Annotated in this window: 20 protein-coding genes and 1 riboswitch; of the genes, 7 read left to right on the forward strand and 13 right to left on the reverse strand. The window is 55.8% G+C overall.

Annotation, left to right across the window (positions count from 1 at the left end):
• Positions 1 to 357 precede the first annotated feature (357 nt).
• Positions 358 to 1,209 (reverse strand): glutamate racemase, encoded by an 852-nt coding sequence (murI, locus tag GVJ63_RS20105; protein WP_159227297.1) that lies wholly within the window; start codon positions 1,207 to 1,209, stop codon positions 358 to 360.
• Positions 1,154 to 3,031, reverse strand: coding sequence for a TonB-dependent vitamin B12 receptor BtuB (gene btuB, locus GVJ63_RS20110; protein ID WP_159227298.1), 1,878 nt, complete (start codon positions 3,029 to 3,031; stop codon positions 1,154 to 1,156). Before btuB ends, murI begins: the two co-directional genes overlap by 56 nt.
• A 68-nt stretch (positions 3,032 to 3,099) precedes the next feature.
• A riboswitch (cobalamin riboswitch) is annotated at positions 3,100 to 3,283 on the reverse strand.
• A 110-nt stretch (positions 3,284 to 3,393) separates the two neighbouring features.
• On the opposite strand from btuB, the gene trmA reads away from it, so the two are divergent.
• Positions 3,394 to 4,497, forward strand: a complete 1,104-nt coding sequence (trmA, locus tag GVJ63_RS20115) for a tRNA (uridine(54)-C5)-methyltransferase TrmA (RefSeq protein ID WP_010672059.1) — start codon at positions 3,394 to 3,396, stop codon at positions 4,495 to 4,497.
• A gap of 39 nt (positions 4,498 to 4,536) precedes the next feature.
• Here the strand turns inward: trmA and GVJ63_RS20120 are convergent, their stop codons facing one another.
• Both GVJ63_RS20120 and fabR read right to left on the reverse strand, forming a co-directional pair.
• On the reverse strand, positions 4,537 to 4,890 hold the full coding sequence (locus GVJ63_RS20120; protein ID WP_010258126.1) for a YijD family membrane protein: 354 nt from the start codon (positions 4,888 to 4,890) through the stop codon (positions 4,537 to 4,539).
• Between the two features lie 14 nt (positions 4,891 to 4,904).
• Complete coding sequence (gene fabR, locus GVJ63_RS20125; RefSeq protein ID WP_010258128.1) at positions 4,905 to 5,552, reverse strand: HTH-type transcriptional repressor FabR; 648 nt, start codon at positions 5,550 to 5,552, stop codon at positions 4,905 to 4,907.
• Between the two features lie 192 nt (positions 5,553 to 5,744).
• Between fabR and sthA the strand changes: the two genes are divergently transcribed.
• A complete protein-coding gene (gene sthA / locus GVJ63_RS20130) occupies positions 5,745 to 7,145 on the forward strand; it encodes a Si-specific NAD(P)(+) transhydrogenase (protein ID WP_010258130.1) in 1,401 nt (466 codons plus the stop codon).
• On the opposite strand, the gene oxyR is transcribed toward sthA, so the two are convergent.
• A complete protein-coding gene (gene oxyR, locus GVJ63_RS20135; protein ID WP_010258132.1) occupies positions 7,128 to 8,045 on the reverse strand; it encodes a DNA-binding transcriptional regulator OxyR in 918 nt (305 codons plus the stop codon). The two genes, sthA and oxyR, sit on opposite strands and share 18 nt — an antisense overlap.
• A gap of 124 nt (positions 8,046 to 8,169) precedes the next feature.
• Between oxyR and GVJ63_RS20140 the strand changes: the two genes are divergently transcribed.
• Positions 8,170 to 8,904, forward strand: a complete 735-nt coding sequence (locus tag GVJ63_RS20140) for a glutathione peroxidase (RefSeq protein WP_010672060.1) — start codon at positions 8,170 to 8,172, stop codon at positions 8,902 to 8,904.
• Between the two features lie 118 nt (positions 8,905 to 9,022).
• On the opposite strand, the gene argH is transcribed toward GVJ63_RS20140, so the two are convergent.
• The 4 genes from argH to argC form a co-directional block, all read right to left on the reverse strand.
• Positions 9,023 to 10,396, reverse strand: coding sequence for an argininosuccinate lyase (argH, locus tag GVJ63_RS20145; RefSeq protein ID WP_010672061.1), 1,374 nt, complete (start codon positions 10,394 to 10,396; stop codon positions 9,023 to 9,025).
• Between the two features lie 90 nt (positions 10,397 to 10,486).
• The gene (locus tag GVJ63_RS20150) at positions 10,487 to 11,704 is read right to left on the reverse strand and encodes an argininosuccinate synthase (protein WP_022624925.1); all 1,218 of its coding nucleotides are present in this window, start codon (positions 11,702 to 11,704) and stop codon (positions 10,487 to 10,489) included.
• A gap of 24 nt (positions 11,705 to 11,728) precedes the next feature.
• A complete protein-coding gene (gene argB / locus GVJ63_RS20155; RefSeq protein WP_010258140.1) occupies positions 11,729 to 12,505 on the reverse strand; it encodes an acetylglutamate kinase in 777 nt (258 codons plus the stop codon).
• Between the two features lie 14 nt (positions 12,506 to 12,519).
• A complete protein-coding gene (gene argC / locus GVJ63_RS20160) occupies positions 12,520 to 13,524 on the reverse strand; it encodes an N-acetyl-gamma-glutamyl-phosphate reductase (RefSeq protein WP_010672063.1) in 1,005 nt (334 codons plus the stop codon).
• A gap of 167 nt (positions 13,525 to 13,691) precedes the next feature.
• Between argC and argE the strand changes: the two genes are divergently transcribed.
• Together argE and ppc are read left to right on the forward strand one after the other, a co-directional pair.
• Positions 13,692 to 14,840 carry an acetylornithine deacetylase gene (gene argE / locus GVJ63_RS20165; RefSeq protein ID WP_010258144.1) on the forward strand — a complete coding sequence of 383 codons (1,149 nt, stop codon included), beginning with the start codon at positions 13,692 to 13,694 and terminating at the stop codon, positions 14,838 to 14,840.
• A gap of 353 nt (positions 14,841 to 15,193) precedes the next feature.
• Positions 15,194 to 17,845: a phosphoenolpyruvate carboxylase gene (ppc, locus tag GVJ63_RS20170; protein WP_022624923.1), complete on the forward strand. Its 2,652-nt coding sequence runs from the start codon at positions 15,194 to 15,196 to the stop codon at positions 17,843 to 17,845.
• Positions 17,846 to 17,912: 67 nt separating this feature from the next.
• Here ppc and metF read toward each other — a convergent pair whose 3' ends face one another.
• The 3 genes from metF to metB all read right to left on the reverse strand — a co-directional run bounded on the left by metF (position 17,913) and on the right by metB (position 22,613).
• On the reverse strand, positions 17,913 to 18,812 hold the full coding sequence (gene metF, locus GVJ63_RS20175) for a methylenetetrahydrofolate reductase (RefSeq protein ID WP_010258148.1): 900 nt from the start codon (positions 18,810 to 18,812) through the stop codon (positions 17,913 to 17,915).
• Positions 18,813 to 19,014: 202 nt separating this feature from the next.
• Positions 19,015 to 21,450 carry a bifunctional aspartate kinase/homoserine dehydrogenase II gene (locus tag GVJ63_RS20180; protein ID WP_031591841.1) on the reverse strand — a complete coding sequence of 812 codons (2,436 nt, stop codon included), beginning with the start codon at positions 21,448 to 21,450 and terminating at the stop codon, positions 19,015 to 19,017.
• Positions 21,451 to 21,452: 2 nt separating this feature from the next.
• Positions 21,453 to 22,613, reverse strand: coding sequence for a cystathionine gamma-synthase (gene metB, locus GVJ63_RS20185; protein WP_022624922.1), 1,161 nt, complete (start codon positions 22,611 to 22,613; stop codon positions 21,453 to 21,455).
• 273 nt (positions 22,614 to 22,886) lie between these two features.
• Here metB and metJ point away from each other — a divergent pair, with 273 nt between their 5' ends.
• Positions 22,887 to 23,204, forward strand: a complete 318-nt coding sequence (metJ, locus tag GVJ63_RS20190) for a met regulon transcriptional regulator MetJ (RefSeq protein WP_009088019.1) — start codon at positions 22,887 to 22,889, stop codon at positions 23,202 to 23,204.
• Between the two features lie 79 nt (positions 23,205 to 23,283).
• On the opposite strand, the gene rpmE is transcribed toward metJ, so the two are convergent.
• Entirely contained in the window at positions 23,284 to 23,499 is a 216-nt protein-coding gene (gene rpmE, locus GVJ63_RS20195; RefSeq protein WP_003851227.1) for a 50S ribosomal protein L31, read from the reverse strand.
• A gap of 225 nt (positions 23,500 to 23,724) precedes the next feature.
• Between rpmE and priA the strand changes: the two genes are divergently transcribed.
• Complete coding sequence (priA, locus tag GVJ63_RS20200) at positions 23,725 to 25,920, forward strand: primosomal protein N' (protein ID WP_159227299.1); 2,196 nt, start codon at positions 23,725 to 23,727, stop codon at positions 25,918 to 25,920.
• The last annotated feature ends 123 nt before the right edge of the window (positions 25,921 to 26,043 follow it).

Consider the following 26,043-nt stretch of genomic DNA (forward strand, 5'->3'; position numbering starts at 1 on the left):
CTGTAAAACGTCATAATGAATTTCATTATGTGTTCACTCGTGAGGCTTGATATTTTTTACGTCCGGAGACGCTGATATCAATCCTGCGAGTGCCCACACAGATTGTCTGATAAATTGTTAAAGAGCATGCCGCGATTTACTGCGGCGCGGGCTGCGTATATTACGCTTTCCGCATTGTCAGTCAAGCATTTATTTTCGCTTAACTCACTGGTTCGTATGATTTCGAACCTACTCAACCCGGCGCTTCGTAAACCGTTGTGCCGTGTCAGTGGAGGCGCATTATAGGGAGTTCTCGGAGGGTGACAAGTGCTAATTTCAAATAAAATTCCGAGTGCTGATTTTTTCAGCTAAAAGCCGCTAAAGCGCCAGTTTTTCCAGCAACGGGAAGCCATAACGCCGTAAAACGGGTGATAATTGTACCGCTTCACCATCCAGCTCCGTACAAAATGCAACGTTCTGCTGCGATGAATGCACTTCAGGTGCTTCATGCTCCAGCAGCCAGGCTGTGCGTCGTGCAATTGCCGCACCGGAATCAATCAGACGCGTCCCTTCCGGTAACACCTGCTGCAACTCTTCGCGCAGTAAAGGAAAGTGCGTACAGCCTAAAACGACCGTGTCCGGTGGTTCCGCCATCCGCAGCCACGGCTGAACAATACGGCGCACCTCATTCAGAGCAACTTCCGCACCATGGAGCTTCGCTTCTGCCAGTTCAACCAGCTCCGCTGATCCCAGCATCTCTATCTTGCAGGAACCGGCAAACTGCGACACCAGCTCATGGGTATAAGGACGGCGCACCGTGGCACGCGTCGCCAGCAAGCCCACTACACCATTTCGCGTCAGGCGCGCGGCCGGTTTAATCGCCGGAACCACCCCCACGACAGGAAAGGCAAAACGTTCACGTAAAGCGGGCAATGAAACGGTGCTGGCCGTATTACAGGCGATGATCACTAACGAGAGAGGATAGCTGCGGGTAATGGCCTCAACGATAGCGACCACCCGATCCACAATGAAAGTCTCGCTTTTCTCACCGTAAGGGAAGCCAGCGTTATCGAAGGCATAGAGATAATGAAGATCCGGCAACAGCTGACGGACCTCATCATAGACAGAAAGCCCACCGACGCCGGAATCAAACACCAGCACGGTGGGACGCAAATCAGAAGTTGTAGCTGCCGCTGAGGTAATACTCTCGTCCTGGAGTCTGATAGCCATACGCTGTCTCGTAATCTTTATCGAACAGGTTGGCAATTCTACCACGAACCGTGAGTTGTGAAGTGACAGGATATGAGACGGCGAGATCCCACAGGCTGACGCCCCCTAACTTCACGCGACGGCTGGGAGAGCTGTTAAAGTCAGTATCATAACGGTCACCCAGATAATGGTAGGTAACTGACCAGTCAAACTCATACAGCGTCCAGTCGAGCTGATATTTCACCTGCTGCTTAGCCCGGCGTACGAGCGGCTGATCGGTGCTGCCATCCCGTGCGTCGACATAATCATAAGAGAGCTGATGCGCCAGCGGCCCGGTGTCGAATCCTGCAGTCGCTTCAACGCCTTTAATGCGGGCCTGCTTAATGTTGTAGTAACGGAAAGTCGCCGGATCAGCATCAATCAGATTATCGATGTCGTTGCGATAGCCCGACACACGCCAGTTCACCGGTCCGCTCAGCCCTTCAAAGCCGCCTTCCCACTGCTTACTTTTTTCAGGATCGAGGTCGCGATTGCCATAAACCGGGCTGTAAACCTGCGACAGATTAGGTGCTTTAAAAGCGGTGCCATAAGAGGCGAACGCGCGGTAGCCGGAGATAAACTCCCATGAGGCCGCCGTCTGCCAGGTGTTATGCCAGCCAAACTGATTGTTGTCGTCACCGCGTACCGCACCTTCGAGGGTGACGCTGCCAAACTGCTGCTGGCCGGTCAGGTAGAGACCGGTATTACGCTGCTCATAACTATCTGACAAATAGTTCGTGCCCGGCTCGGTCGTCTCTTTCTGCCAGTCGACACCCGCGCTGATCGCCCCCTGCCCCACCTGCACGGTGTTGCCCCACTGCAGATTGTACTGGGTGACATCATCAAAGGTGGACGCGGCACCGTAGCGACCATTGCGCGGATCGTAGTTGATGTCTTTGGTATGGCCATAACTGGCGATGAGCTGGGTAGAGTAGAAGTCACGATTGAAGCGTAACCCGGTGTCCCAGGTCTGGCTGTAGAGCTGGCGGGTATCCGCCAGCCCGATAATATTGAAATTATTATCGTAGGTGTATGAACCGTCGTAGGCGGTGCGGTTATCAAACCCGTAGCCGCGCACAAAACCACTGAGCTCATCGCTGAACTGATGCTCAAGGTTGCCATACAGGGTTTTGCTCATGAAGCCGTCGCGATCGTGCTGCGCCGGGCTAAAGTCATTGGGATAACCCGCCACCACGTCATACCCTTTGGTATAGGTGTAATTGCCTGCCAGGGTGAGCTTTGTCGCATCGCCCAGCATCTGCTGGGTTGAGCCGTCGTAGGATTGATAGCCGTTGGACCCGACGCCCGCCGTCAGCGTGGTGCCGGGTTGCGATCGGCCCGTAATGATATTCACCACGCCGCCAATCGCATCGGAACCGTAGACTGCAGAACGCGCACCGCGAATATATTCGATGCGCTGCACCAGTGACAGCGGGATCTGGCTGAGGTCAGACGAACCAGTGATGCCCGCCTGATTAAGCCGGATACCATCAATCAGGATCAGTACATGTCTCGATTCGGTGCCCCGAATAAACAGCGAACTCTGCTGCCCTAACCCGCCACTTTGCGCGACATCGACACCCGGCAGGCGGCGCATCACATCCGTCAGGCTTTTGGCCTGCCAGCGATCAATCTCATCACGTGTAACAACGGTGGTGGGTGCCAGCACACCTGAAACAGGTTCAGCAAAACGGTTGGCGGTGACTATTTGCGTATCATCATTCCCCTGAGCAAAACCGTATTGCGCCCAGAGAGAAATCGCCGTTGCGCTCAGAGCGAACAGCGAAGCAGTTTTTTTTGTCATTTTTATCGCATCCATAAGACGAAGCAGGATGCCGCAGGCCGACAATCAATAGCACGCGATGATTGTACGAGTAGCGACGTTACACCGGCAGGTCTTCGGGCTGGGAACCATAAGTGATGATGACTTCCCATCCCACAGGACAGTGTCTGCAATTGCACTCATCACGACATTCCTTACCGCTGCGCGTCAGCTCCAGATTCACACTGGATTCCCTATTAACTCGGGCTTGAGGCCGGCGTCTGCAGTCTACGGAGTGGAGATACGGAAGTCCAGACTGCCAAACATCTTCTCGCCGCAGGACTGGACATCAGCAAGTGAATGCCTACAATCGCCCGCTGGTAAGCTATTAATCAGGATTGCTCATGACACCCGAACATCTCCCCATTGAAGACTATGACGCACAGCTGGCGGAAAAAGTCAGTCGTTTAGAGACGATGATGACACCGTTTGCTGCGCCCGACGTGGAGGTGTTCCGTTCACCGGTCAGCCACTATCGGATGCGCGCCGAATTCCGCCTGTGGCACGACGGCGATGATATCTATCACATCATCTTTGATCAGCAGACACGCGAGCGGATCCGTGTTGATCAGTTCCCGGCGGCCAGCCAGCTGATCAATCAGCTGATGCCAAAGATGATCGCCGCGATCCGTGATAACCGTACCCTGCGTCATAAACTGTTCCAGATCGACTATCTGTCGACCCTGAGCAATCAGATTGTGATTTCGCTGCTCTATCACCGCAAACTGGATGATGAGTGGCAGCAGGCAGCCGTGGCGCTGCGTGACCAGCTTCGCGCGGAAGGGCTGGATGTGCAGTTGATTGGTCGCGCCACCAAAACCAAAATCTGTCTGGATCGCGACTACGTTGATGAGTGTCTGCCGGTAGCGGGTCGCGAGATTATCTATCGTCAGGTCGAAAACAGTTTTACCCAGCCTAATGCGGCGATGAATATTCAGATGCTGGAGTGGGCGCTGGATGTGACGCAGGATTCACAGGGCGACCTGCTGGAACTCTACTGCGGTAATGGCAACTTCTCGCTGGCGCTGGCACGCAATTTCCGCCGCGTTCTGGCGACTGAGATCGCCAAGCCCTCTGTTGCGTCAGCACAATACAATATTGCCGTGAACCAGATTGATAACGTGCAGATCATTCGTATGGCGGCGGAAGAGTTTACCCAGGCGATGAATGGCGTGCGCAGCTTTAATCGTCTGGAAGGAATTGACCTGACCAGCTACGAATGCGAGACGATTTTTGTCGATCCGCCGCGCAGCGGACTGGATGAAGAGACGGTGAAAATGGTGCAGGCGTATCCGCGCATCCTTTATATCTCCTGCAATCCGCAGACCCTCAGCGACAATCTGCAGACGCTGGCGGAAACGCACGATGTGACGCGGCTGGCGCTGTTTGATCAGTTCCCCTATACCCACCATATGGAATGCGGTGTCCTGCTGACACGTAAAGCGTAAACAAAAACGGGAACCCTGAGGTTCCCGTTTTTTTTATCACTACTGATTACGCTTGCGCTTAAAACGCGTCGCAATCCAGAACACCAGCGCTACCATCAGAACGGTGGGAACGAAGTTGGAGCCAATATCCGGGTATTCTGCCCGCACCAGCGCGCTATAAACCAGAATCCCCAGCAGGAAAAACGCCGCTGCCAGTCCTGGCATGCCGTCCGGCATATTGGTGTTGAGGTAACGCTGATGCAGACACCAGGCCGCCAGACCCAGCGCAATCAGCGGAAAAATCGAAAATGGAACAAAGGCGCTGAACAGCACAGAAAACGAGCCGTTAATTGCTAAGCCGGTAATAAAAGCCAGTACCAGTGTGCTTTTATCGCGAGTACCTGGGTGGGTCATGGACTGATCCTTACTCATTGCTCTTCGGGTTTTTCCAGGGTGGCCGCCAGTCGCTCTTGCTCCCGGCGGTACCAGTAATAAGCGCCTTTGGCGATCATACGCAGCTGTAACACCAGCCGATCCTCAAGCTTACGTCGCTGCTCAGCATCAACATCCAGTGCTTCTGCACCGGCGCTGAAAACAATTGTCACCATCGCTTCAGCCTGCGCTTCGGTAAAACTGCGCGGCATGCGATTTTCGACCTCAAGATAATCGGCCAGTTCAGCGATAAAGTGCTGAATTTCACGCGCCACGGCGGCACGAAAAGCGGCAGAGGTGCCGGAACGTTCACGCAGTAACAGGCGGAAAGCGTTGGGATTGTTGCCGATAAACTCCATAAAGGTCGACACCGACGTTTTAATGATGCTGCCGCCTTTGGCAATACGCTGGCGCGCCTGGCGCATCAGCTGTCGCAACATCAGCCCGCTTTCATCTACCATCGTCAGGCCAAGCTCATCAACATCCTTGAAATGACGATAAAAGGAGGTAGGTGCAATCCCTGCTTCACGGGCAACCTCCCGCAAACTCAGACTGGCAAAACTGCGCTCGGCGCTGAGCTGACTGAAGGCGGCTTCAATCAGTGTACGTCGTGTACGTTCTTTTTGTTGCGCTCTGACGCCCATTCTCTCTGCCTTTAGCGGTGTTAAGCAGGCACTATAACAAAATTTTCAGCGTACAGATTGGCAATCTTTGTCACCGCCTGTGAACCTCACTCTTTGTCAAAATGTGATGAAAATCGCTGATAGAATTCAGAAGTGCGCGACGAGATGTTAGAATCTCGTTGTAAAAATGTATAAATAATAGGACGTATCGGTATGCAAAAGTCTTACGATTACGATGCCATTGTGATTGGCTCAGGGCCCGGCGGTGAAGGGGCGGCGATGGGGCTGGTAAAACAGGGAGCGCGCATCGCCGTGATCGAACGCTACCACAACATCGGCGGCGGTTGTACGCACTGGGGCACCATCCCTTCTAAAGCCCTTCGCCACGCCGTCAGTCGCATTATTGAATTCAACCAAAATCCGCTCTACAGCGATCATACCCGACTGCTTCGCTCCTCTTTTGCCGACATTCTCAATCACACTGAAAACGTGATCAGCCAGCAGACAGCCATGCGTCAGGGCTTCTACGAGCGTAACCGTTGTGAACTTTATCAGGGCGATGCGCATTTTGTTGATGCCAACACCATTGAGATTGAGCAACCGGATGGCACGCGTGAGACGCTGACGGCAGAGAAGTTTGTTATCGCCTGTGGTTCACGACCTTACCATCCTGACAATGTCGACTTTACCCATCCACGCGTTTATGACTCCGACTCTATTCTCAATCTGCACCACGAACCAGGCCACGTCATTATTTATGGCGCGGGCGTGATTGGCTGTGAATATGCGTCGATTTTCCGTGGTCTGAACGTCAAAGTTGACCTGATTAACACCCGCGATCGCCTGCTGGCGTTTCTTGATCAGGAGATGTCTGACTCTCTCTCTTACCACTTCTGGAACAGCGGCGTGGTGATTCGTCACAACGAAGAGTTTGAGAAGATCGAAGGTGTGGAAGATGGCGTCATCATGCATCTGAAGTCGGGTAAGAAAGTGAAAGCCGACTGTCTGCTTTACGCCAACGGCCGTACCGGCAACACCGATTCGCTGTCGCTGGAAAATGTGGGCCTGGAAGCGGATGGTCGTGGCCTGCTGAAAGTGAACAGCATGTATCAGACGGCTCAGCCGCACATTTATGCCGTCGGAGACGTGATTGGCTATCCAAGCCTGGCCTCAGCCGCCTACGATCAGGGCCGTATTGCCGCTCAGGCGATTATCAAAGGGGAAGCGTCAGCGCACCTGATTGAAGATATCCCAACCGGGATTTACACCATTCCGGAAATCAGCTCCGTGGGTAAAACCGAGCAGCAGCTGACGGCAATGAAGGTGCCTTACGAAGTGGGCCGCGCGCAGTTCAAACATCTGGCGCGAGCGCAGATCGTTGGCATGAACGTTGGCAGCCTGAAGATTCTGTTCCATCGGGAAACCAAAGAGATTCTGGGAATTCACTGCTTTGGTGAACGTGCCGCCGAGATTATTCACATCGGTCAGGCGATCATGGAGCAGAAAAACGGTGGCAACACGATTGAGTACTTCGTGAATACCACCTTTAACTATCCGACCATGGCCGAAGCCTATCGCGTTGCAGCGTTAAACGGCTTAAACCGCCTGTTTTAACGCAGCGTCGAAATAGTGCTGCATGTGGGTTTTAATCGCCTCTGCCAGCTGTTCATAACGGCTGCGCAGAGGTGAACCCGGACGATAGACCAGCGCAATTGTACGCTGTGGCACCGGTTTGTAGCAGGTGAGATAGCAGACGCCATCGCGGATACGCTCCGGTGGGACTGCCAGCGCCGGTAACAGCGTAATCCCGCTGCCTGCCGCCACCATATTGCGCAGCGTCTCAAGACTGGTCGCACGGAAATGGGTATCTTCATCGGCGCCCGCCTCAAAGCAGAACCCCATCGCCTGGTCACGCAGACAGTGCCCATCTTCCAGCATAAGCAATTTCTCGCCTGCCAGATCGGACATAGGCACCCGGTCGCGATCGCACCAGGGATGATCGGCATAGACTGCCAGCTTCATCGGCTCATCAAACAACGGCACTTCGATAAAGGCCTGGCTCTCTTTGACCAGCGCGATAATCGCGCAGTCCAGCTTGCCGCTATCGAGCTGTGCCAGCAGTTGCTGCGTCTGCGCTTCGTGCAGATACATCTCCAGTTTCGGGAATGTCTGGTGCAGCGTCGGGATAATCTGTGGCAATAAGTAGGGCGCGGTAGTCGGGATGAGGCCGATATGCAGCGGACCTGACATCGCTTCCCCTTGCTGACTGGCCATCTCTTTCAGCACTTTCACTTCACGCAGCACCGTACGCGCCTGATCCACCAGCAGCAAACCTGCCTGGGTGAACAGCACTTTACGGCTGGTACGCTCCAGCAGCATCACACCCAGCTCATCTTCCAGCTTACGGATCTGCCCGCTTAACGTCGGCTGACTGACATGACACGCATCCGCGGCACGGCGGAAATGACGGTGTTCAGCAAGCGAAACCAGATATTCAAGATCACGAATATTCATTATTACCCTCCAAGCCACGATAGACCGTGGCGATAGATAGAATAGCAATGAACGATTGGCCCTATCAAGGGTGGTTGGGAATAATGCGCACATCAAATGGAACGCGGTATGTCAGGAGAAAAAAATGTTTGCAAGTCAGGAAGGTAAAGCTATTCCGTCAGTGACTTTTCACACACGTCAGGGCGATCGCTGGGTCGATGTCACCACTGAAGCGCTGTTTAAAGACAAAACGGTCATCGTTTTTTCACTGCCGGGCGCATTCACACCGACCTGCTCCTCCAGCCATCTGCCGCGTTACAACGAATTAGCGGGTCTGTTTGCCCAGCAGGGTGTGGACAGCATTCTGTGCGTCTCGGTGAATGACACGTTTGTGATGAACGCCTGGAAAGCAGAACAGCGCGCAGACAACATTACCTTTATCCCTGATGGCAACGGCGAGTTTACCCGCGGCATGGAGATGCTGGTTGAGAAAGCCGATCTCGGCTTTGGCCCACGTTCATGGCGCTACTCGATGCTGGTGCGTAACGGCGTGGTAGAGAAAATGTTTGTTGAGCCAAACAAGCCGGGCGACCCATTTGAGGTCTCTGATGCCGACACCATGCTGCGCTATCTGGCGCCCGAGTGTAAAGCTCAGGAGTCGGTCTCAATCTTCACTAAACCAGGCTGCACCTTCTGCACCCAGGCAAAACAGATGCTGATGGATCATGGTATTCAGTACGAAGAGATCGTGCTGGGACAGGATGCAACAACCGTGAGTCTGCGCGCCGTTTCAGGCCGGGCGACGGTACCGCAGATCTTCATGGGAGGTCGTCACATTGGCGGCAGTGAGGATCTGCAGCAATATCTGCTGTCAGCGTAAGAGAATCTGAGCGTCGGCCGGGAGAGCAGGCGCTTTGATGATGTGCCTATAAAAATGAGTAATTCTGAAGCTAGAGGTTGGCGGGCATTTAATGTGCCCGCTTTTTTTTACCTGTTAATTACGCCAGACGCTGCTTTGCGTCACCGATGGCACGCGCAACCTGCTGTGGCGAGACGCCGCCCTGCGCATTACGCTTATCCAGACAGGATTGCAGCGCCAGAATGGGATAGACATCCTCGCCAATCACCGCACTGAACTGCTGCAGCTGTGCCAGCGACAGCGCTTCCAGCGCCACACCCTGCCCGATGGCGGCAACCACTACTTCCCCGACGATATGGTGTGCTTCACGGAACGGCACGCCTTTGGCGACCAGATAGTCAGCCAGTTCAGTGGAGTTTGCGTAACCCTGTTCAGCCGCTTCCTGGCAGCGCGGGCGTTTAACCTGCAGGCCATCCAGCACCAGAACTGACATATGCAGACAGTCGAGCCAGGTGTCGAGCGCGTCAAACAGCCCCTCTTTGTCTTCCTGCATATCTTTGTTGTATGCCAGCGGCAGACCTTTCAGCGTCATCATCATGCCGGTCAGTGCGCCCTGCACCCGGCCACACTTGCCGCGAATCAGCTCCAGCGCATCCGGGTTTTTCTTCTGCGGCATCAGCGATGAGCCGGAGGTCACTTTATCTGACAGTTCGATAAAGCCCGCTTCACCGGTGTTGAAGAAGATCATATCTTCGGCGAAGCGCGACAGATGCACCATGCCGATGGCAGCGTCAGAAAGCAGCTCCAGCACGTGATCGCGGTCTGATACGGTATCCAGACTGTTGCGCGTGGCAGAAGCAAAGCCCAGCCAGCCAGCCAGCTGCTGACGATCGATCTCATACGCGGTACCGGCCAGTGCGCCACAGCCCAGCGGGCTAACATCGAGCCGCTTCAGCGTATCCTGCAGACGGCTCTCGTCACGCGCCAGCATTTCAACGTAGGCCAGGCACCAGTGCGCAAACGTCACCGGCTGCGCACGCTGCAGATGCGTGTAGCCCGGCATCACCGCATCCTGATTGGCTTCGGCGGTGACCACCAGCGCCTGCTGCAGATCACGGGTGGCACCCAGCAGCGCCTCAATCTGCACCTTGCACCACAGCTTAAGATCGGTCGCGACCTGATCGTTACGGCTACGTCCGGTGTGCAGTTTTTTGCCCAGCGCGCCCACCTTGTCGATCAGCTGGCCTTCAACCCAGCTGTGGATATCTTCGGCGTCGCTCTGCAGAATCTGCTCAGGATCCTCACGGACTTCATCCAGTAACGTATTCAGGGCCGCTTCCAGCTGCTGCTGCTCATCCTGAGTCAGGACATTTACCGTCACCAGCGCTTTGGACCAGGCAACAGAGCCAATAATGTCCTGCTCTGCCAGGCGGTAATCGAAGCGCAGCGAGTCATTGAACTGTTTAAAACGTTGATCCGCTGCCTGAGTAAACCGTCCACCCCAAAGTGCCATGTGAAAACTCCTCTGAATCGTTAAACAAGGGGCGGCATAAATGCCGCCCCTGAAATGAAACTGTGAGGCGAGGCGCACCTCGCCTGAAAATTACTTCTTCTGCTCGTTCAGGGCGCGGATACGCGAAGAGAGCGAGAACAGACGGATAAAGCCGCCCGCATGACGGTGATCGTACACTTCATCTTCACCGAAGGTGGCGAACTCTTCCGAGTAGAGGCTGTTCGCGGAACGCTTCTGGGTGGCTGTCGCCTGGCCTTTGTAGAGCTGCAGCACCACTTCACCGTTAACCTCTTCCGCCAGCGATTCGGCAGCGGCCTGAATCGACTTACGCAGCGGGGCGAACCAGCGACCGTCATAAACCACATAGGACATCTCGTGGCCGAGCTGCTCACGCCATTTGAAGCTATCGCGATCCAGCACCAGCTGCTCAACCGCACGCAGCGCATTGACCATGATGGTGCCGCCAGGGGTTTCGTAGCAGCCGCGCGATTTAATCCCTACCAGACGGTTTTCAACGATATCGATACGGCCGACGCCATGTTTTGCGCCCAGCACGTTAAGTTTTTCCAGGCACTGGAACGGACTCAGTTTTTCGCCGTTAACCGCCACAACCCGACCTTTTTCCACGGTTACGGTCACTTCTTCAGGCTGGTCAGGCGCTTCCAGCGGATCGACAGTCCAGACCCAGCAATCTTTATTCGGTGCATTGGCCGGGCTTTCCAGCACGCCACCTTCGGTAGAGATGTGCCAGGCGTTTTCGTCGCGGCTGTAGATTTTCTCCAGTGACGCGGTGGTCGGAATGTTGCGCTCTTTCAGGTAGTCCAGCAGCGCTTCACGTGAACGCAGGTTCCATTCACGCCACGGTGCCACCACTTTCAGCTGCGGTGCCAGCGCGGTGTAGGTGGTTTCGAAACGCACCTGGTCATTCCCTTTACCGGTAGCGCCGTGACACAGCGCATCCGCACCCACTTTCAGCGCCAGCTCAACCTGTGCTTTAGCGATGATAGGACGCGCCATTGAAGTGCCCAGCAGATAAGTGCCTTCATAGAGGGCGCCAGTCTGCAGCACCGGATAGACATAGTCGCTGATGAACTCTTCACGCAGGTCAACCACGTGGCATTCAGATGCGCCGGACTGCAGGGCTTTCTTCTCTACACCTTCCAGATCGCCGCGCTCCTGACCGATATCTGCGACAAAAGCGACGACTTCACAGCCGCCGTAGTTCTCTTTCAGCCATGGAATGATGGCCGAAGTATCAAGACCACCGGAGTAAGCCAGAACGATTTTTTTGATGTTTTGCGTTTGCATTTCGTAATCCTTGAATCAGAGTCGTTAAGCGAGAATCCGGGTGCCAATCGACACGCCGTTAAACAGGTCAGGCAGCCGCTCAGCGTGACGCCAGCTGGCAATATCCACCGGGCGGCCCAGGGTACGCGCTGCATCAAGCGCAGCGTGCACTTTCACAATCATGCCGTCGGTAATAATGCCCTGGGTAATCAGCTGCTCAGCTTTGTCGGCGGTCATCTCTTCGATGCGCTGACCTTTGCCGTCGAGAATACCACTGACGTCTGACAACAGGACCAGATCAGCGCCCAGCGTCGAGGCCAGTGCGGTCGCCGCCTGGTCAGCGTTGACGTTCATCAGGTCTCCGCTGTCAGTTATACCAATTGAGCTCACCACCGGCATATAGCCGGCCGCCAGCAGGGTGTTCAGCAATGCCGGATCGCCCGGCATTGCGTGGCCAACGTGGCCGAGTTCTTCATCAAACGGTGTGACATTCACGATGCCCGCATCGCCCAGGCAGAGGCCTACCGCGTTGATGCCCGATTTTTTTGCCCAAGCCAGCAGCGTTTTATTCGCGGTTCCCGCCAGCGCACCGGTAATAATGTCGATCTGATCGGCTGGCGTGACACGCAGGCCATTTTTCTTCTTCACCGGCAGCGCCAGCTTTTTCATCAGTTCATCCACCAGGCAACCGCCGCCGTGGACAATAATCAGCGGACGCTGATGGGCGCTGCGGTAGGTCAGCAGCGCTTCAAACAGGCGGGCCAGCGCTTCTTCGCTGTCTAACAACACACCGCCCAGCTTGATAATCAATGGATTGGTCATGGTATATTTGTCCGTTAAATCAGTGACTGCGTTTCAGGGAAGCCGAACCGGATGTTCAGGCACTGTACCGCCTGCGATGCCGCGCCTTTCAGCAGATTATCTTCGGCTGCCACGACAATCAGATGCTCGCCCTGCACTTCAAAACCGATATCGCAGTAAGGCAGACCCACAACGGCTTTCAGCGCCGGTACGCCCTGCTCGTAGAGCCGCACCAGTGGCTTGTTGTCATAGGCGCGATGGAAAACTGCGGCGATATCTTCACGGCTGACACCTGCTTTCAGACGGCAGGTAATCGTCGCCAGGATACCGCGCGGGAAGTTACCCAGATGCGGAGTGAAGATCACCGGCGTACCGAGGTGCGCGACGATTTCCGGGTGATGACGATGATTGAACAGGCCGTAAGGCTGCAGGCTCACTTCGCAGAAGCTGGTGCCGACATTGGCTTTACGTCCGGCACCGCTCACGCCGCTGGTGGCGTTGATTACCGGCCACTGCGCCTCGTTTAACAGTCCGGCATCCACCAGGGGCTTCAGCGCCAGCTGCGCAGCGGTCGGATAGCAACCTGGCACAGCCACCAGCTGCGCCTGCTGGATTTTCTCATGCTGATATTCGGCAAGGCCGTAAACGGCTTTGTCCAGCCAGTCGCCATGCTGATGGGTGAAGCCATAAAAGCGGGTATAAAAATCAGCGTCATTCACGCGGAACGCACCCGACAGGTCGAACACCACACAGCCAGCCTTGAGAAATTCCGGCGCCAGATCGTGGCTGACTTCGTGGGCCGTCGCCAGGAACACCACATCCACCTTGTCTGCCCACTCGGCCGCGCTGCTCAGCGGCTGCAGCGGCAAATCCACCACACCTTTCAGCTGCGGATGGAGATCGGAGAGGCGCTTGCCGGCATCAGGGCTTTGCGCCGAAACCGCCAAAGCGGTTATGTTGATATGTGGATGGCGATTCAGGAAGGTGGCAAGCTCTGTACCAGCATAACCACTGGCACCAACGATCAGCGTATTCAACATCAGGCTGTAACCCTTTTTACAGTCGCACGTTCCGGGTCGCGGCCTTGCCCCGTTACCCGCCCTGTCATCTGCAGTGATTTAAGGTTCCCTTGCAGAGGACGTTAATGTATTTTTATTCACTATTACTGCATGAATATGGATACATCCTAACCCAAGGACCGCCAACAGTGAAGACAAAATTACCGCCTTTTATTGAACTGTACCGCCAGTTAATCGCCACACCGTCGATCAGCGCAACCGATGCCGCACTGGATCAGAGTAATGAAACTTTAATCAATTTGCTGGCCGGCTGGTTCCGCGACCTCGGCTTCAGCGTTGAAGTGCAGCCGGTGCCCGGCACCCGCAATAAATTTAATATGCTGGCGCGTACCGGAAGCGGTGCGGGCGGCCTGCTGCTAGCAGGTCATACCGATACCGTTCCTTTTGACGATGGCCGCTGGACACGCGATCCCTTTACCCTGACCGAGCACGACAATAAGCTCTATGGCCTGGGCACGGCAGACATGAAAGGCTTCTTCGCCTTTATTCTCGATACACTGCGCGATGTGGATGTCAGCACGCTGAGCAAGCCGCTCTATATCCTCGCTACGGCCGATGAAGAGACCACCATGGCTGGCGCCAAATATTTTTCTGAGTCGACGCAGCTGCGTCCTGACTGCGCCATCATCGGTGAACCAACCTCGCTTAAACCGGTGCGTGCGCACAAAGGTCACCTGTCGAATGTGATCCGTATTGAGGGGAAATCGGGCCATTCCAGCGATCCCGCGCGAGGCGTTAACGCCATTGAACTGATGCATGAGTCGATCACCCATCTGATGCAACTGCGCAATACGCTGCAGGAGCGTTATCATCATGACGGCTTTGCCATCCCCTACCCCACCATGAATTTCGGCCATATTCATGGCGGTGACGCCGCTAACCGTATCTGCGCCTGCTGTGAACTGCATATGGATATCCGTCCGCTGCCGGGCCTGTCGCTGAACGACCTCGATGGGCTACTGAACGAGGCGCTGGCACCGGTCAGTGCGCGCTGGCCGGGCCGTGTCACGGTTGCCGAGTTGCATCCGCCGATTCCTGGCTACGAATGTCCGGCAGATCATGAACTGGTCAGTGTGGTCGAGAAATTGCTGGGTATACCCACTGAGGTGGTGAACTACTGCACCGAAGCGCCTTTTATTCAGCAGCTCTGCCCAACGCTGGTACTGGGCCCGGGGTCGATTGAGCAGGCACATCAGCCAGACGAATTTATTGATACTGCATTTATTAAGCCGACAAGGGCGCTTATCACTCAGGTTGTGCAGCATTTTTGCCACTGATTAACAGCAAATGGGGCATTTCACTGCATTAACAGTAAAATGCCCCTTCATTCTGCGGGATTTAGCAATAAGAATAACTTATCCCGCTTTGTTCCCGATAAATTCTACGAATTTCCGTTATTTAGCCACATCTTCAGCACACTTTAACGCATTTGACGAACGCAACATTACGTGGCTAGATAAAAGACGATGTTATGCCCACCGGGTGATTATCCAGAGCGTTTCAGAATGTGGACAGGCGGCAACGGAGCCGGTTCCCTGTAGATTAGGGGGAACATGGCGTTGCTGATTTTTCTGCTGCCTGAAAGGTCGGGTGTAGAAGTTTTTCAAGACGATAAGGGTGTCAGGGTCCAATGAACGAACAATATTCCGCAATGCGAAGTAATGTCAGTATGCTCGGCAAACTGCTCGGGGATACGATTAAGGATGCACTGGGAGAGAACATCCTCGACCAGGTGGAAACCATCCGTAAGCTCTCCAAGTCATCCCGTGCAGGAAATGACACTCATCGTAAAGAACTGCTCAATACGCTGCAGAACCTCTCCAACGAGGAGCTTCTGCCGGTTGCACGCGCTTTTAGCCAGTTTCTGAACCTCACCAACGTGGCTGAGCAGTATCAGACCATCTCGCAAAGTGGCGAGGGTGAGAACCATCCCGAACTGCTGAAAAAGACCTTTGATACCCTGAAGCAGCAGAAAGATATCAGCGAAAGCGACATCCTTGCGGCCATTGAGTCGCTGTCGCTGGAACTGGTGCTGACGGCTCACCCGACTGAAATCACCCGCCGTACGCTGATTCACAAGCTGGTCGAAGTTAACAGCTGCCTGAAACAGCTCGATCACAGCGACGTCTCCGACTACGAACGCAACCAGATTATGCGCCGTCTGCGTCAGCTGGTGGCACAGGCGTGGCACACCGATGAGATCCGCAAATATCGTCCGACCCCTATCGACGAAGCCAAATGGGGCTTTGCCGTGGTGGAAAACAGCCTGTGGGAAGGCGTACCCGCTTTCCTGCGTGAGCTGAACGAGCAGGTAGAAGAGGCGTTCGGCATTAAGCTGCCGGTCGATTTCGTGCCGGTTCAGTTCACCTCATGGATGGGTGGCGACCGCGACGGTAACCCTAACGTTACGGCGGCGATTACCCGCCACGTTATGCAGCTGAGTCGCTGGAAAGCCACTGACCTGTTCCTGCGCGATATCGGCGTACTGATCTCTGAGTTGTCGATGTCAGAGTGCACTGAAGAGATCCGGGAACTCAGCGGCGATCCGGAAGCACTTGAACCTTATCGTATGATCCTGAAACGCCTGCGCAGCCAGTTAATGACTACCCAGTCATTCCTGGAACGCCGCCTGAAAGGTGAACGTCTGCCGCGCCCGGCCGATCTGCTGGTCTCCAACGATCAGCTGTGGGATCCGCTGTTTACCATCTATCAGTCACTGCAAAAGTGCGGCATGGGCATTATCGCCAACGGTCAGTTGCTTGATACGCTGCGCCGCGTGAAATGCTTCGGCGTGCCGCTGGTGCGTATCGATCTGCGTCAGGAGAGTACCCGTCACACCGAAGCGATTGCTGAAGTGACCCGCTATCTGGGCCTCGGCGATTATGAAAGCTGGTCCGAAGCGGACAAGCAGGCCTTCCTGATCCGTGAACTGAACTCCAAGCGTCCGCTGCTGCCTCGCAGCTGGGAGCCCAGCGATGAAACACGTGAAGTGCTGGAGACCTGTCGCGTCGCGGCTGAAGCGCCACAGGGTTCTATCGCCGCCTATGTTATTTCCATGGCGAAAACCCCTTCTGACGTGCTGGCCGTGCATCTGCTGCTGAAAGAAGCAGGCATAGGCTATGCCATGCCGGTTGCACCGCTGTTTGAAACGCTTGATGACCTGAATAACGCCAATGACGTGATGAGCCAGCTGCTGAGCATCGACTGGTATCGCGGCTTAATTCAGGGCAAACAGATGGTGATGATTGGCTATTCTGACTCGGCGAAAGACGCCGGTGTGATGGCCGCCAGCTGGGCGCAATATCAGGCACAGGATGCCCTGATTAAAACCTGTGAGAAGGCCGGGATTTCACTGACGCTGTTCCACGGACGCGGCGGCAGCATTGGCCGTGGCGGCGCACCCGCCCATGCAGCGCTGCTGTCGCAACCACCAGGCAGCCTGCGCGGCGGTCTGCGCGTGACCGAACAGGGCGAGATGATCCGCTTTAAATATGGTTTACCCGCCGTCACCATCGCCAGCCTGTCGCTCTACACCGGCGCAATTCTGGAAGCGAACCTGATGCCGCCGCCGGAGCCAAAACGCGAATGGCGCGACATTATGGATCAGCTCTCCGCCGACTCCTGTGCGATGTATCGCGGTTATGTGCGTGAAAATGCTGACTTCGTGCCCTATTTCCGCTCAGCGACACCAGAGCAGGAGCTGGGTAAATTACCGCTGGGCTCACGTCCCGCCAAGCGCCGACCTACCGGCGGCGTAGAGTCGCTGCGTGCGATTCCATGGATTTTCGCCTGGACGCAGAACCGTCTGATGCTGCCTGCGTGGCTGGGTGCCGGTGCGGCCCTGCAACAGGCGATGGCCGCCGGTCATCAGGATCAGCTGGAAGCGATGTGCCGCGACTGGCCATTCTTCTCTACCCGTCTGGGTATGCTGGAGATGGTATTCTCAAAAGCGGACCTGTGGCTGGCGGAATATTACGATCAGCGTCTGGTCGAGAAATCACTCTGGCCGCTGGGCAAACAGCTGCGCGATCAGCTTGATGCGGATATCAAAGCGGTACTGACCATTGCCAATGACTCACACCTGATGGCCGATCAGCCGTGGATTGCCGAGTCAATTGCACTGCGTAACGTCTATACCGATCCGCTCAACGTACTCCAGGCCGAACTGCTGCATCGTTCGCGCGCGCGGGAAGCGAATGGCGATGAACCGGATGCCCGCGTTGAGCAGGCGCTGATGGTGACCATTGCCGGTGTCGCGGCAGGCATGCGCAATACCGGTTAACGGTGGTGCAGTAAAAACAAAAAAAGTCGGGACTCTCCCGACTTTTTTATTGGCTGAAGCAGAGCGGTTAAGCCGCAGCAGCAGCAGGACGCACGCCCAGGGTGTGACAAATGGCGTAACTCATTTCGGCACGGTTCAGCGTGTAGAAATGGAAATCCTTCACCCCTTCGCGTGACAGGATTTTCACCATATCCATCGCGATATTGGCTCCCACCATTTTCCGCGTTTCCGGATCATCATCCAGACCGGCAAACATCGCGCTCATCCAGCCCGGCACACGCACATTGGTCAGCGTGGCAAAGCGTTGCAACTGTTTAAAGTTAGAGACCGGCAGAATGCCCGGCACAATTTCCACGTCAATGCCGGTCGCGACACAGCGATCGCGGAAACGCAGATAACTTTCAACGTCGAAGAAAAACTGGGTAATAGCCCGGTTGGCACCTGCATCGATTTTTCGCTTCAGGTTAATCAGATCGGCCTGGGCGCTTTTCGCTTCGGGATGGACTTCCGGATAGGCCGCAACCGAAATATCAAAATCACCCACCTCTTTCAGCAGCGAAACCAGATCGCTGCCGTACATTTCTGGCTTACCGCTGCCTGGGGGCAGATCGCCGCGCAGCGCCACAATGTGACGGATGCCATTGTTCCAGTAATCCTGAGCAATGGTGCGCAGTTCATCGCGCGTGGCATCGACACAGGTCAGATGGGGAGCAGCTTCCAGACCGGTGCGATCTTTAATGCCTTTGATAATGCTATGGGTACGATCGCGTTCGCCTGAGTTCGCACCGTAGGTCACAGAAACGAATTTCGGTTTCAGACTGCTCAGGCGATCGATAGAGGTCCACAGGGTCTCTTCCATGTCGCTGGTACGAGGCGGGAAGAACTCAAATGAAACATTAATTTGCCCGTTCAGCTCAGCCAGGCTCTGGTTTAGCGCTTCGCGCTGATTGGCATGAAAGAAACTCATCCTGCACCCTCATCGATTAACAATCGGCCTGCAAACATCTACACGTTTAGACGTCCAGATGTTCAAAATGACGTAATCTGACTGTGCCGTCAACTTAAAAATGGTCAACAGTCGTGATCAATTTTCAATCAACATGAAGGCGATTCAACAGGGGAGCGATAACGCATTGAAAACAGGCGCCGAAGCGCCTGAGGAGGAGGAGTTACAGCAGTTGTGCGAGGCGATTAATATCTGACTGGATAGCGCCTGCGGTGACATCCCGGCCTGCGCCCGGTCCGCGGATCACCAGCGGATTATCGCGGTACCAGCGGCTCTCAATCGCAAAGACGTTGTCGCACGGCAGCAGTGAGGCCAACGGATGCTCCGGGCGCACCGCTTCAACACCCACGCGCGCCTTGCCATTGGCATCAAAACGGGCAACGTAACGCAGCACCAGGTCCATCTCCTGCGCGGCTTCGAGCCGCTGCAGCATCTGCTCATTCAGCTCTTCGCCATTTTCAAAGAAGTGGTCGACAGATCCCTGCTGACAGTTATTGGGCACCAGCGATTCAACCCGCACCTGATCCGGCTCGATGTTGTAGCCTGCCTCACGCGCCAGGATAACCAGCTTGCGCATCACATCCTGACCCGAGAGATCGGCGCGCGGGTCGGGCTCGGTTAAACCCTGCTGCCAGGCCTGATCCACCAGCTCGGTAAAGGGCACCGTGCCATCAAACTGCAGGAACAGCCACGACAGCGTGCCGGAGAAGATCCCGCTGATCGCCAGGATGGTATCGCCGCTGTCGCGCAGATCGCGCACCGTGTAGTTGATCGGCAGACCTGCGCCAACGGTGGCGTTATAGAGCCAGTGACGCCCGGTTTTGGTAAAGGCATCGCGGATCTGGCGCCAGGTCTGACTGTCAGACGCTCCCGCGACCTTATTGGCGCTGATAACGTGAAAACCGTGACTGGCGAAGTCGAGATACTGCTGCGCCAGCGGTGTGCTGGCAGTGACATCCAGCACCACCAGGTCATCAAACGGGTGAGCACGCATCCACAGGAACAGCGATTCTTCATCGCGCTCTACCGCTTCATCATCAAAGAAGGCGAGTGCCCGGCTGGCTTCCAGCCCTTCATAGCTCAGCAGGCTGCGACGGCTGTCCGCGACGCCCGCCAGCACAAATTCAAAGCCGGTACGCGCTGACAGCGTTTCCTGATCGCGGGCAAACAGCTCCAGCCAGCGTGAACCGATATTGCCTTTGCCAAACAGCATCAGACCGATGCGCTTTTCTGCCCGGAACAGCGACTGATGCAATCCCTGAATCAGATGCTGAGTCGGGCCGACGCGCAGCACTGCGACCACGCTGATGTGCTCTTCTGACTGCCAGATGAACTCAATTGGTTGATCCTTTAACTGCTGCCAGAAGCGATGGGTATGCAGCGGATTGCGGGTAACGCCTGCGCCAACCAGCGCCACCAGCGCCAGGCCGTCGCGCAGCTGCAGATGGCCCGGTAAACCGGCATCCTGTAGCAGCGTAAAGGCGCTGTTAACCACTTCAGCGGTGTAACAGAGCTGCAGCAGTTGACGATCGGGATGAACACCAAACGCCAGCGGACGCAGCTGCGCGCGCTTCAGCAACAGGTCTATCTCTTTGTGCAGGATGGCGAAGTCATGCTGCTCTGGCAGCTGAATCTCAATCAGGCAAACATCATCATGGCTGGTGACGATACGCGCGCCCGTCCCGGAGGCCAGCACGCGCTCAATGCGGGTTGAGCCCTGCTCCGGCTGATAACTGCAGCGCAGTTGCAGGTCGATATCGCTGCCTGAAACCGGCTGCAGAGTACGGGTGTGGAGAACCGGTGCAGCCAGGCGCGCCAGCTCGCTGGCTTCATCCAGCCTTAACAGCGGCAGCAGACAGGCATCAGAGACTTTGCGGGGATCGGCACTGTAGACACCCGCCACATCGCTCCAGATGGTCACCCGCCCGACACCCGCCAGTGCGCCAATCTGCGTGGCAGAATAGTCGGAGCCGTTGCGGCCAAGCAGGACGGTTTCACCGGCGTCGTTGCGGCTGATAAATCCGGTCACCACGATGCGCTTGTGCGGATGCTGCGCCAGTAGAGTCTGTAGCAGTGGCCAGGACTTCCCTTCATCTACCTGCGGTTGTGCCGCACGTTCAGCGCGCAGAAACTCACGCGCATCCAGCCAGCAGGCCTGAAGGTCACGCTGGCTCAGTACCGCTGACATCAGGCGTGCCGACCAGACTTCACCGTGACCGACCACTTCGGCATAGACCGCATCGGTGATCGGTGCATCCAGCAGTGCGGCCAGCTTTTCCAGATCACGGATAAACGCGGTGATTAAAGGTTCTGCGACCTCAGCAGGCAGCAGCGCACTGATCAGTTCGCTCTGGTAGCGCCGTAAAGCCTGTTGCACCTGATGCGCAGAAAGCCGATCGCTCTGGCTCAGCTTCAGCCAGCTAATCAGCTGGTTGGTGGTTGAGCCTGCCGCAGAGACTACCATCAGGTCGCCCGGCTGGCTGTAGTCCGCCATAATACCGGCAACGCGCTGATAGCAGCGCGCATCGGCCAGGCTGCTGCCGCCAAACTTATGCAACTGCCTGATGTTCGGCGTTCCCGCGCCTGCTGAAATCGTCATGCTTAACCCTCGGCTGCGACCCGGAATGCATTATCCAGATCGGCAATTAAATCTTCGTGATCTTCAATACCGACAGAAACCCGCAGCAGCGTATCGGAAATGCCCGCTGCCGCGCGTGCTTCTGCCGACATCCCCGCGTGCGTCATGGTGGCGGTATGGGAGATCAGACTCTCTACTCCGCCCAGCGATTCCGCCAGCGTAAATAGCTGCAGTGCTTTCAGGAAGCGACGCAGCAGCGCCTCATCACCGTCGACCTCGAAACTCAGCATCGCGCCAAAGCCGCGCTGCTGACGTACAGCATGTTCGTGTCCGGCGTTTTCCGGCAGCGAAGGATGATACAACTTTTTCACCAGTTTCTGCTGCTTCAGATACTCTACAATCGCGAGTGCGTTGCGTTGTGCGGCTGCAATCCGCGGTGAAAGCGTACGAATCCCGCGCAGCAGCAGATAACTGTCAAACGCTGCACCGGTCACACCAATGTTATTTGCCCACCAGGCCAGGTCGGTAGCGAGTTGCGGATCTTTGGCGATGACCGCGCCCGCCACGACATCGGAGTGGCCATTGAGGTATTTGGTACAGGAGTGGATCACCAGGTCCGCACCCAGCGCCAGAGGATTCTGCAGCGCCGGACTCATAAAGGTATTGTCCACCACGCTGATGGCACCCGCAGCACGCGCAGCGGCGCAAATTGCGCTGATATCTACCACGCGCAGCAGCGGATTGCTGGGGCTTTCAATCAGCACCAGTTTTGGGTTTTCATCCAGAGCGGCCTGCAGCGCTACCGGATCACCCTGATCGACAAATTTCACCCGATAGGCGCCGCGCTTGCTCAGGCTGTCAAACAGCCGATAGCTGCCGCCATAACAGTCATGTGGCGCGACCAGCAGATCGCCAGGCTTCAGAAACACCGTCGTGACCAGGTGAATCGCCGACATCCCGGTATTGGTTAATACCGCGCCTGCTCCCCCTTCCAGTTCTGCCAGCGTACGCTGTACGACATCACGAGTGGGGTTGCCACGACGGGAGTAGTCATGCGCACGAGGCTCATTGAAATCCAGGAAGTTATAGGTCGTAGAGAGGTGGATTGGCGGGACAACGCAGCCATATTGCTCGTCATCATTCAAACCGCTGCGCACTGCGATGGTTGCCGGTTTACGCGTCATGAGCGAATTGTTCCTGAAGAGTGAATAAAATGTAGGCCACAGGATATCACCCTCTAATTAGACGTCAATACATCTGGACATCTAAATGTCTTTGCGTATAGATTGAGCAAAACCGCAATAACCGCTAAAATTATGCGTCATCGCCTGGCGTTCCCCTCTGTCAGACAGAGGCAGTGAGCGAAGAAAACCCGCCATATCAGGGGTCAGGCAGGAAAAAATCAGGCATAATCCGCTGATTTCCTAACATTTAACGTTTATTAATTAAGGTAACCCATGGCTGAATGGAACGGCGAATATATCAGCCCGTACGCTGAGCACGGTAAGAAGAGCGAGCAGGTCAAGAAGATCACAGTATCAATCCCATTGAGCGTGCTGAAGATTTTAACGGATGAGCGTACCCGTCGTCAGGTGAACAACCTGCGTCACGCCACCAACAGCGAGCTGCTTTGCGAAGCCTTTTTACATGCCTTTACGGGCCAACCGCTGCCGGATGACGTCGACCTGCGCAAAGAGCGTAGTGATGAGATTCCGGAAGAAGCAAAAGCAATCATGCGCCAGATGGGTGTCGATCCGGATACCTGGGAGTATTGATCTTTCAGCCATAAAAAAACCCAGCCGAAGCTGGGTTTTTTCTTGCCGCCGAACCCGCAGGTTCAGGTGCCTTTTAATCTTATTTTTTAGCGCCTGGCACGCTGAAACGCTTGTTAAAGCGGTCAACACGGCCACCAGTTGCCACTTCACGCTGCTTACCGGTATAGAACGGGTGGCATTTGCCACAAACGTCCAGGTTCAGTTCGTGAGTCAGTGTTGAACGGGTGTGGATCTCGTTGCCGCAGGTACATTTGATAGTAACTGCTTCGTATTTCGGGTGAATACCTTGTTTCATGGGAAACCTCATTGAAGGCCGTGTCGCTCTCCGTGCCAGGCTTTAACCTGCACAGCACCACACGCGATTGAACATTATAGGGTGTACTCCGGCCAGATATTTCTCACCGAAGGCGGCATATTATACAGGTAAGTTTCGATTGCTGCAAATATCTGCTGAGATACCCGCCATCAGGGTCAGCGTGTACACTAGCTTCCCCGATCATTGAGCCGGAAAGAGAGAGTTATGCCCGTAGTCCAGGTCGCCCTGCCCGTCCCCTTGCCCCGCCTGTTTGATTATCTGCCGCCACAGGGCGCGCAGCCGGTCATTGGTGGTCGTGTGAGTGTGCCCTTTGGCAATCGCAGGATGATCGGGATTGTGGTCGCCTTTCGTGAGAGCAGCGATCTGCCGGAAGCCCAACTCAAACGCGTGATCGAGGTGCTGGATAGTGAGTCACTCTATCCGCCCTCGCTGTGGCGTATTCTTAACTGGGCCGCCAGCTATTATCACTCGCCGCAAGGCGAAGTGCTGAGCCACGCGATTCCAGTGCTGCTGCGCCAGGGCAAAGCGGCGCAGGACAATCCCTTATGGCGCTGGGAAATCACCGAGCAGGGTCGGGCGACTGCGCCGGAAAGTTTAAAGCGGGCACCGAAACAGCAGCAGGCGCTGGCTGCACTGCGGCAGCAACCGCTCTATCGTCATCAGGTCAGTGAACATGACCTCACGGATGCGACGCTGCAGGCGCTACGTGCCAAAGGGTTATGCGAACTGCATGAGCATCAGCCGCAGATGCACGACTGGCGTACCACTTATGCCGTAAAAGGCGAACGTCTGCGGCTGAATACCGATCAGGCGATGGCCGTGGGTGCGATTCGGGCAGATGATGAACATTATGCAGCCTGGCTGCTGGCGGGCATCACGGGTTCAGGCAAAACCGAGGTTTACCTCAGCGTGCTGGAAAATGTGCTGGCACGCGGTAAACAGGCGCTGGTGCTGGTACCGGAGATTGGCCTGACCCCGCAAACTATCGCCCGTTTTCGCGAACGTTTTGATGCGCCGATTGATGTGCTGCACTCCGCATTAAATGACAGTGAGCGGCTGGCGGTCTGGTTACGTGCGCGGCGCGGCGAAACGGCGATTGTGATTGGCACCCGATCGGCGCTGTTTACGCCACTGGCCCGTCCTGGCGTAATTATTATCGATGAAGAGCATGACAGCTCCTATAAACAGCAGGAGGGCTGGCGCTATCAGGCGCGCGATCTGGCCGTCTTCCGCGCACATGAAGAGGATATCCCGATTGTTATGGGATCGGCGACCCCTGCTCTGGAGACGCTGCACAATGTCCGCAGCGGCAAGTATCGCCAGCTCGACCTGACAAAACGCGCCGGCAATGCCAGACCGGCACTGCAACAGCTTATCGACTTAAAAGGCGTGCAGTTGATCGGCGGTCTGGCACCGGGCCTGATTGGTAAAATGCGCCAGCATCTGCAGGCCGACAATCAGGTGCTGTTGTTTCTTAACCGCCGCGGCTTTTCGCCCGCCCTGCTCTGTCATGATTGCGGCTGGATTGCTGAGTGTACCCGCTGTGACCGCTACTACACGCTGCATCAGCACCATCGCCAGCTACGCTGCCACCATTGCGACAGCCAGCGTCCGCTGCCTAATCAATGCCCGCAGTGTGGTTCAACCCATTTGCTGCCGGTAGGCGTCGGGACTGAGCAACTGGAGCAGCAGCTCGGCACACTTTTCCCTGGCGTGCCGGTGTCGCGAATCGATCGTGATACCACCAGCCGCAAAGGTGCGCTGGAGCAGCATCTGGCTGACGTTCATCGCGGCGGTGCAAGAATCCTTGTCGGCACCCAGATGCTGGCCAAAGGCCACCACTTCCCCGATGTTACGCTGGTGTCGCTGCTGGATGTCGATGGTGCGCTGTTCTCAGCCGATTTTCGTGCGGCGGAACGCTTTGCTCAGCTCTACACCCAGGTCGCCGGTCGTGCTGGCCGAGCCGGCAAACAGGGCGAGGTGTTGCTGCAGACTCACCATCCGGAACATCCGCTGCTGCAGACGCTGTTGCACCAGGGCTATTCGGCGTTCGCCCAGCAGGCCTTGCTGGAGCGACAGGCAGTCCATCTGCCGCCCTGGAGCCGCCATGCGCTGTTCCGCGCTGAAGATATGGATAACCAGCAGGCGGCGGAATTCCTGCAACAACTCCGTAATTTGCTGGAGGCAAGCCCGCTGAACGATAAGGCGATGTGGTTTATGGGTCCGTTGCCTGCACTGCAGCCAAAACGCAGTGGACGCTGGCGCTGGCAACTGCTGCTGCAGCATCCTTCCCGGCAGCGTCTGCAACAGTTGCTGAGCAGTTCGTTGCCGTTGGTTTCAACACTGCCCGCGGCGCGCAAAGTGAAATGGACGCTGGATATCGACCCTACCGAGAGCTGATTTAAGCTGACACTGCGAGCCAGATCGAAAAATGTCGCATAAGTCACAATTTTTATGCAAATTAAGTAACAACCAGCCGGGCAATCGTTAACAATGTTGCCCGGTTTGCCTTCAGGTCAGGCA

Origin of the sequence: Pantoea sp. 18059, from assembly GCF_902706165.1 — a bacterium.
Classification (GTDB): Bacteria; Pseudomonadota; Gammaproteobacteria; order Enterobacterales; family Enterobacteriaceae; genus Pantoea; species Pantoea agglomerans.

What these genes read in the sequence shown, in the direction of transcription:
- btuB (WP_159227298.1), bottom strand. Translation starts at nt 3,031, where the DNA reads ATGACAAAAAAAACTGCTTCGCTGTTCGCTCTGAGCGCAACGGCGATT.
- trmA (WP_010672059.1), top strand. Translation starts at nt 3,394, where the DNA reads ATGACACCCGAACATCTCCCCATTGAAGACTATGACGCACAGCTGGCG.
- argB (WP_010258140.1), bottom strand. Translation starts at nt 12,505, where the DNA reads ATGACCAATCCATTGATTATCAAGCTGGGCGGTGTGTTGTTAGACAGC.
- GVJ63_RS20180 (WP_031591841.1), bottom strand. Translation starts at nt 21,450, where the DNA reads ATGACGATTTCAGCAGGCGCGGGAACGCCGAACATCAGGCAGTTGCAT.
- priA (WP_159227299.1), top strand. Translation starts at nt 23,725, where the DNA reads ATGCCCGTAGTCCAGGTCGCCCTGCCCGTCCCCTTGCCCCGCCTGTTT.
- ppc (WP_022624923.1), top strand. Translation starts at nt 15,194, where the DNA reads ATGAACGAACAATATTCCGCAATGCGAAGTAATGTCAGTATGCTCGGC.
- GVJ63_RS20120 (WP_010258126.1), bottom strand. Translation starts at nt 4,890, where the DNA reads ATGACCCACCCAGGTACTCGCGATAAAAGCACACTGGTACTGGCTTTT.
- metJ (WP_009088019.1), top strand. Translation starts at nt 22,887, where the DNA reads ATGGCTGAATGGAACGGCGAATATATCAGCCCGTACGCTGAGCACGGT.
- murI (WP_159227297.1), bottom strand. Translation starts at nt 1,209, where the DNA reads ATGGCTATCAGACTCCAGGACGAGAGTATTACCTCAGCGGCAGCTACA.
- metF (WP_010258148.1), bottom strand. Translation starts at nt 18,812, where the DNA reads ATGAGTTTCTTTCATGCCAATCAGCGCGAAGCGCTAAACCAGAGCCTG.
- oxyR (WP_010258132.1), bottom strand. Translation starts at nt 8,045, where the DNA reads ATGAATATTCGTGATCTTGAATATCTGGTTTCGCTTGCTGAACACCGT.
- rpmE (WP_003851227.1), bottom strand. Translation starts at nt 23,499, where the DNA reads ATGAAACAAGGTATTCACCCGAAATACGAAGCAGTTACTATCAAATGT.
- argH (WP_010672061.1), bottom strand. Translation starts at nt 10,396, where the DNA reads ATGGCACTTTGGGGTGGACGGTTTACTCAGGCAGCGGATCAACGTTTT.
- GVJ63_RS20140 (WP_010672060.1), top strand. Translation starts at nt 8,170, where the DNA reads ATGTTTGCAAGTCAGGAAGGTAAAGCTATTCCGTCAGTGACTTTTCAC.
- fabR (WP_010258128.1), bottom strand. Translation starts at nt 5,552, where the DNA reads ATGGGCGTCAGAGCGCAACAAAAAGAACGTACACGACGTACACTGATT.
- argC (WP_010672063.1), bottom strand. Translation starts at nt 13,524, where the DNA reads ATGTTGAATACGCTGATCGTTGGTGCCAGTGGTTATGCTGGTACAGAG.
- GVJ63_RS20150 (WP_022624925.1), bottom strand. Translation starts at nt 11,704, where the DNA reads ATGCAAACGCAAAACATCAAAAAAATCGTTCTGGCTTACTCCGGTGGT.
- metB (WP_022624922.1), bottom strand. Translation starts at nt 22,613, where the DNA reads ATGACGCGTAAACCGGCAACCATCGCAGTGCGCAGCGGTTTGAATGAT.
- sthA (WP_010258130.1), top strand. Translation starts at nt 5,745, where the DNA reads ATGCAAAAGTCTTACGATTACGATGCCATTGTGATTGGCTCAGGGCCC.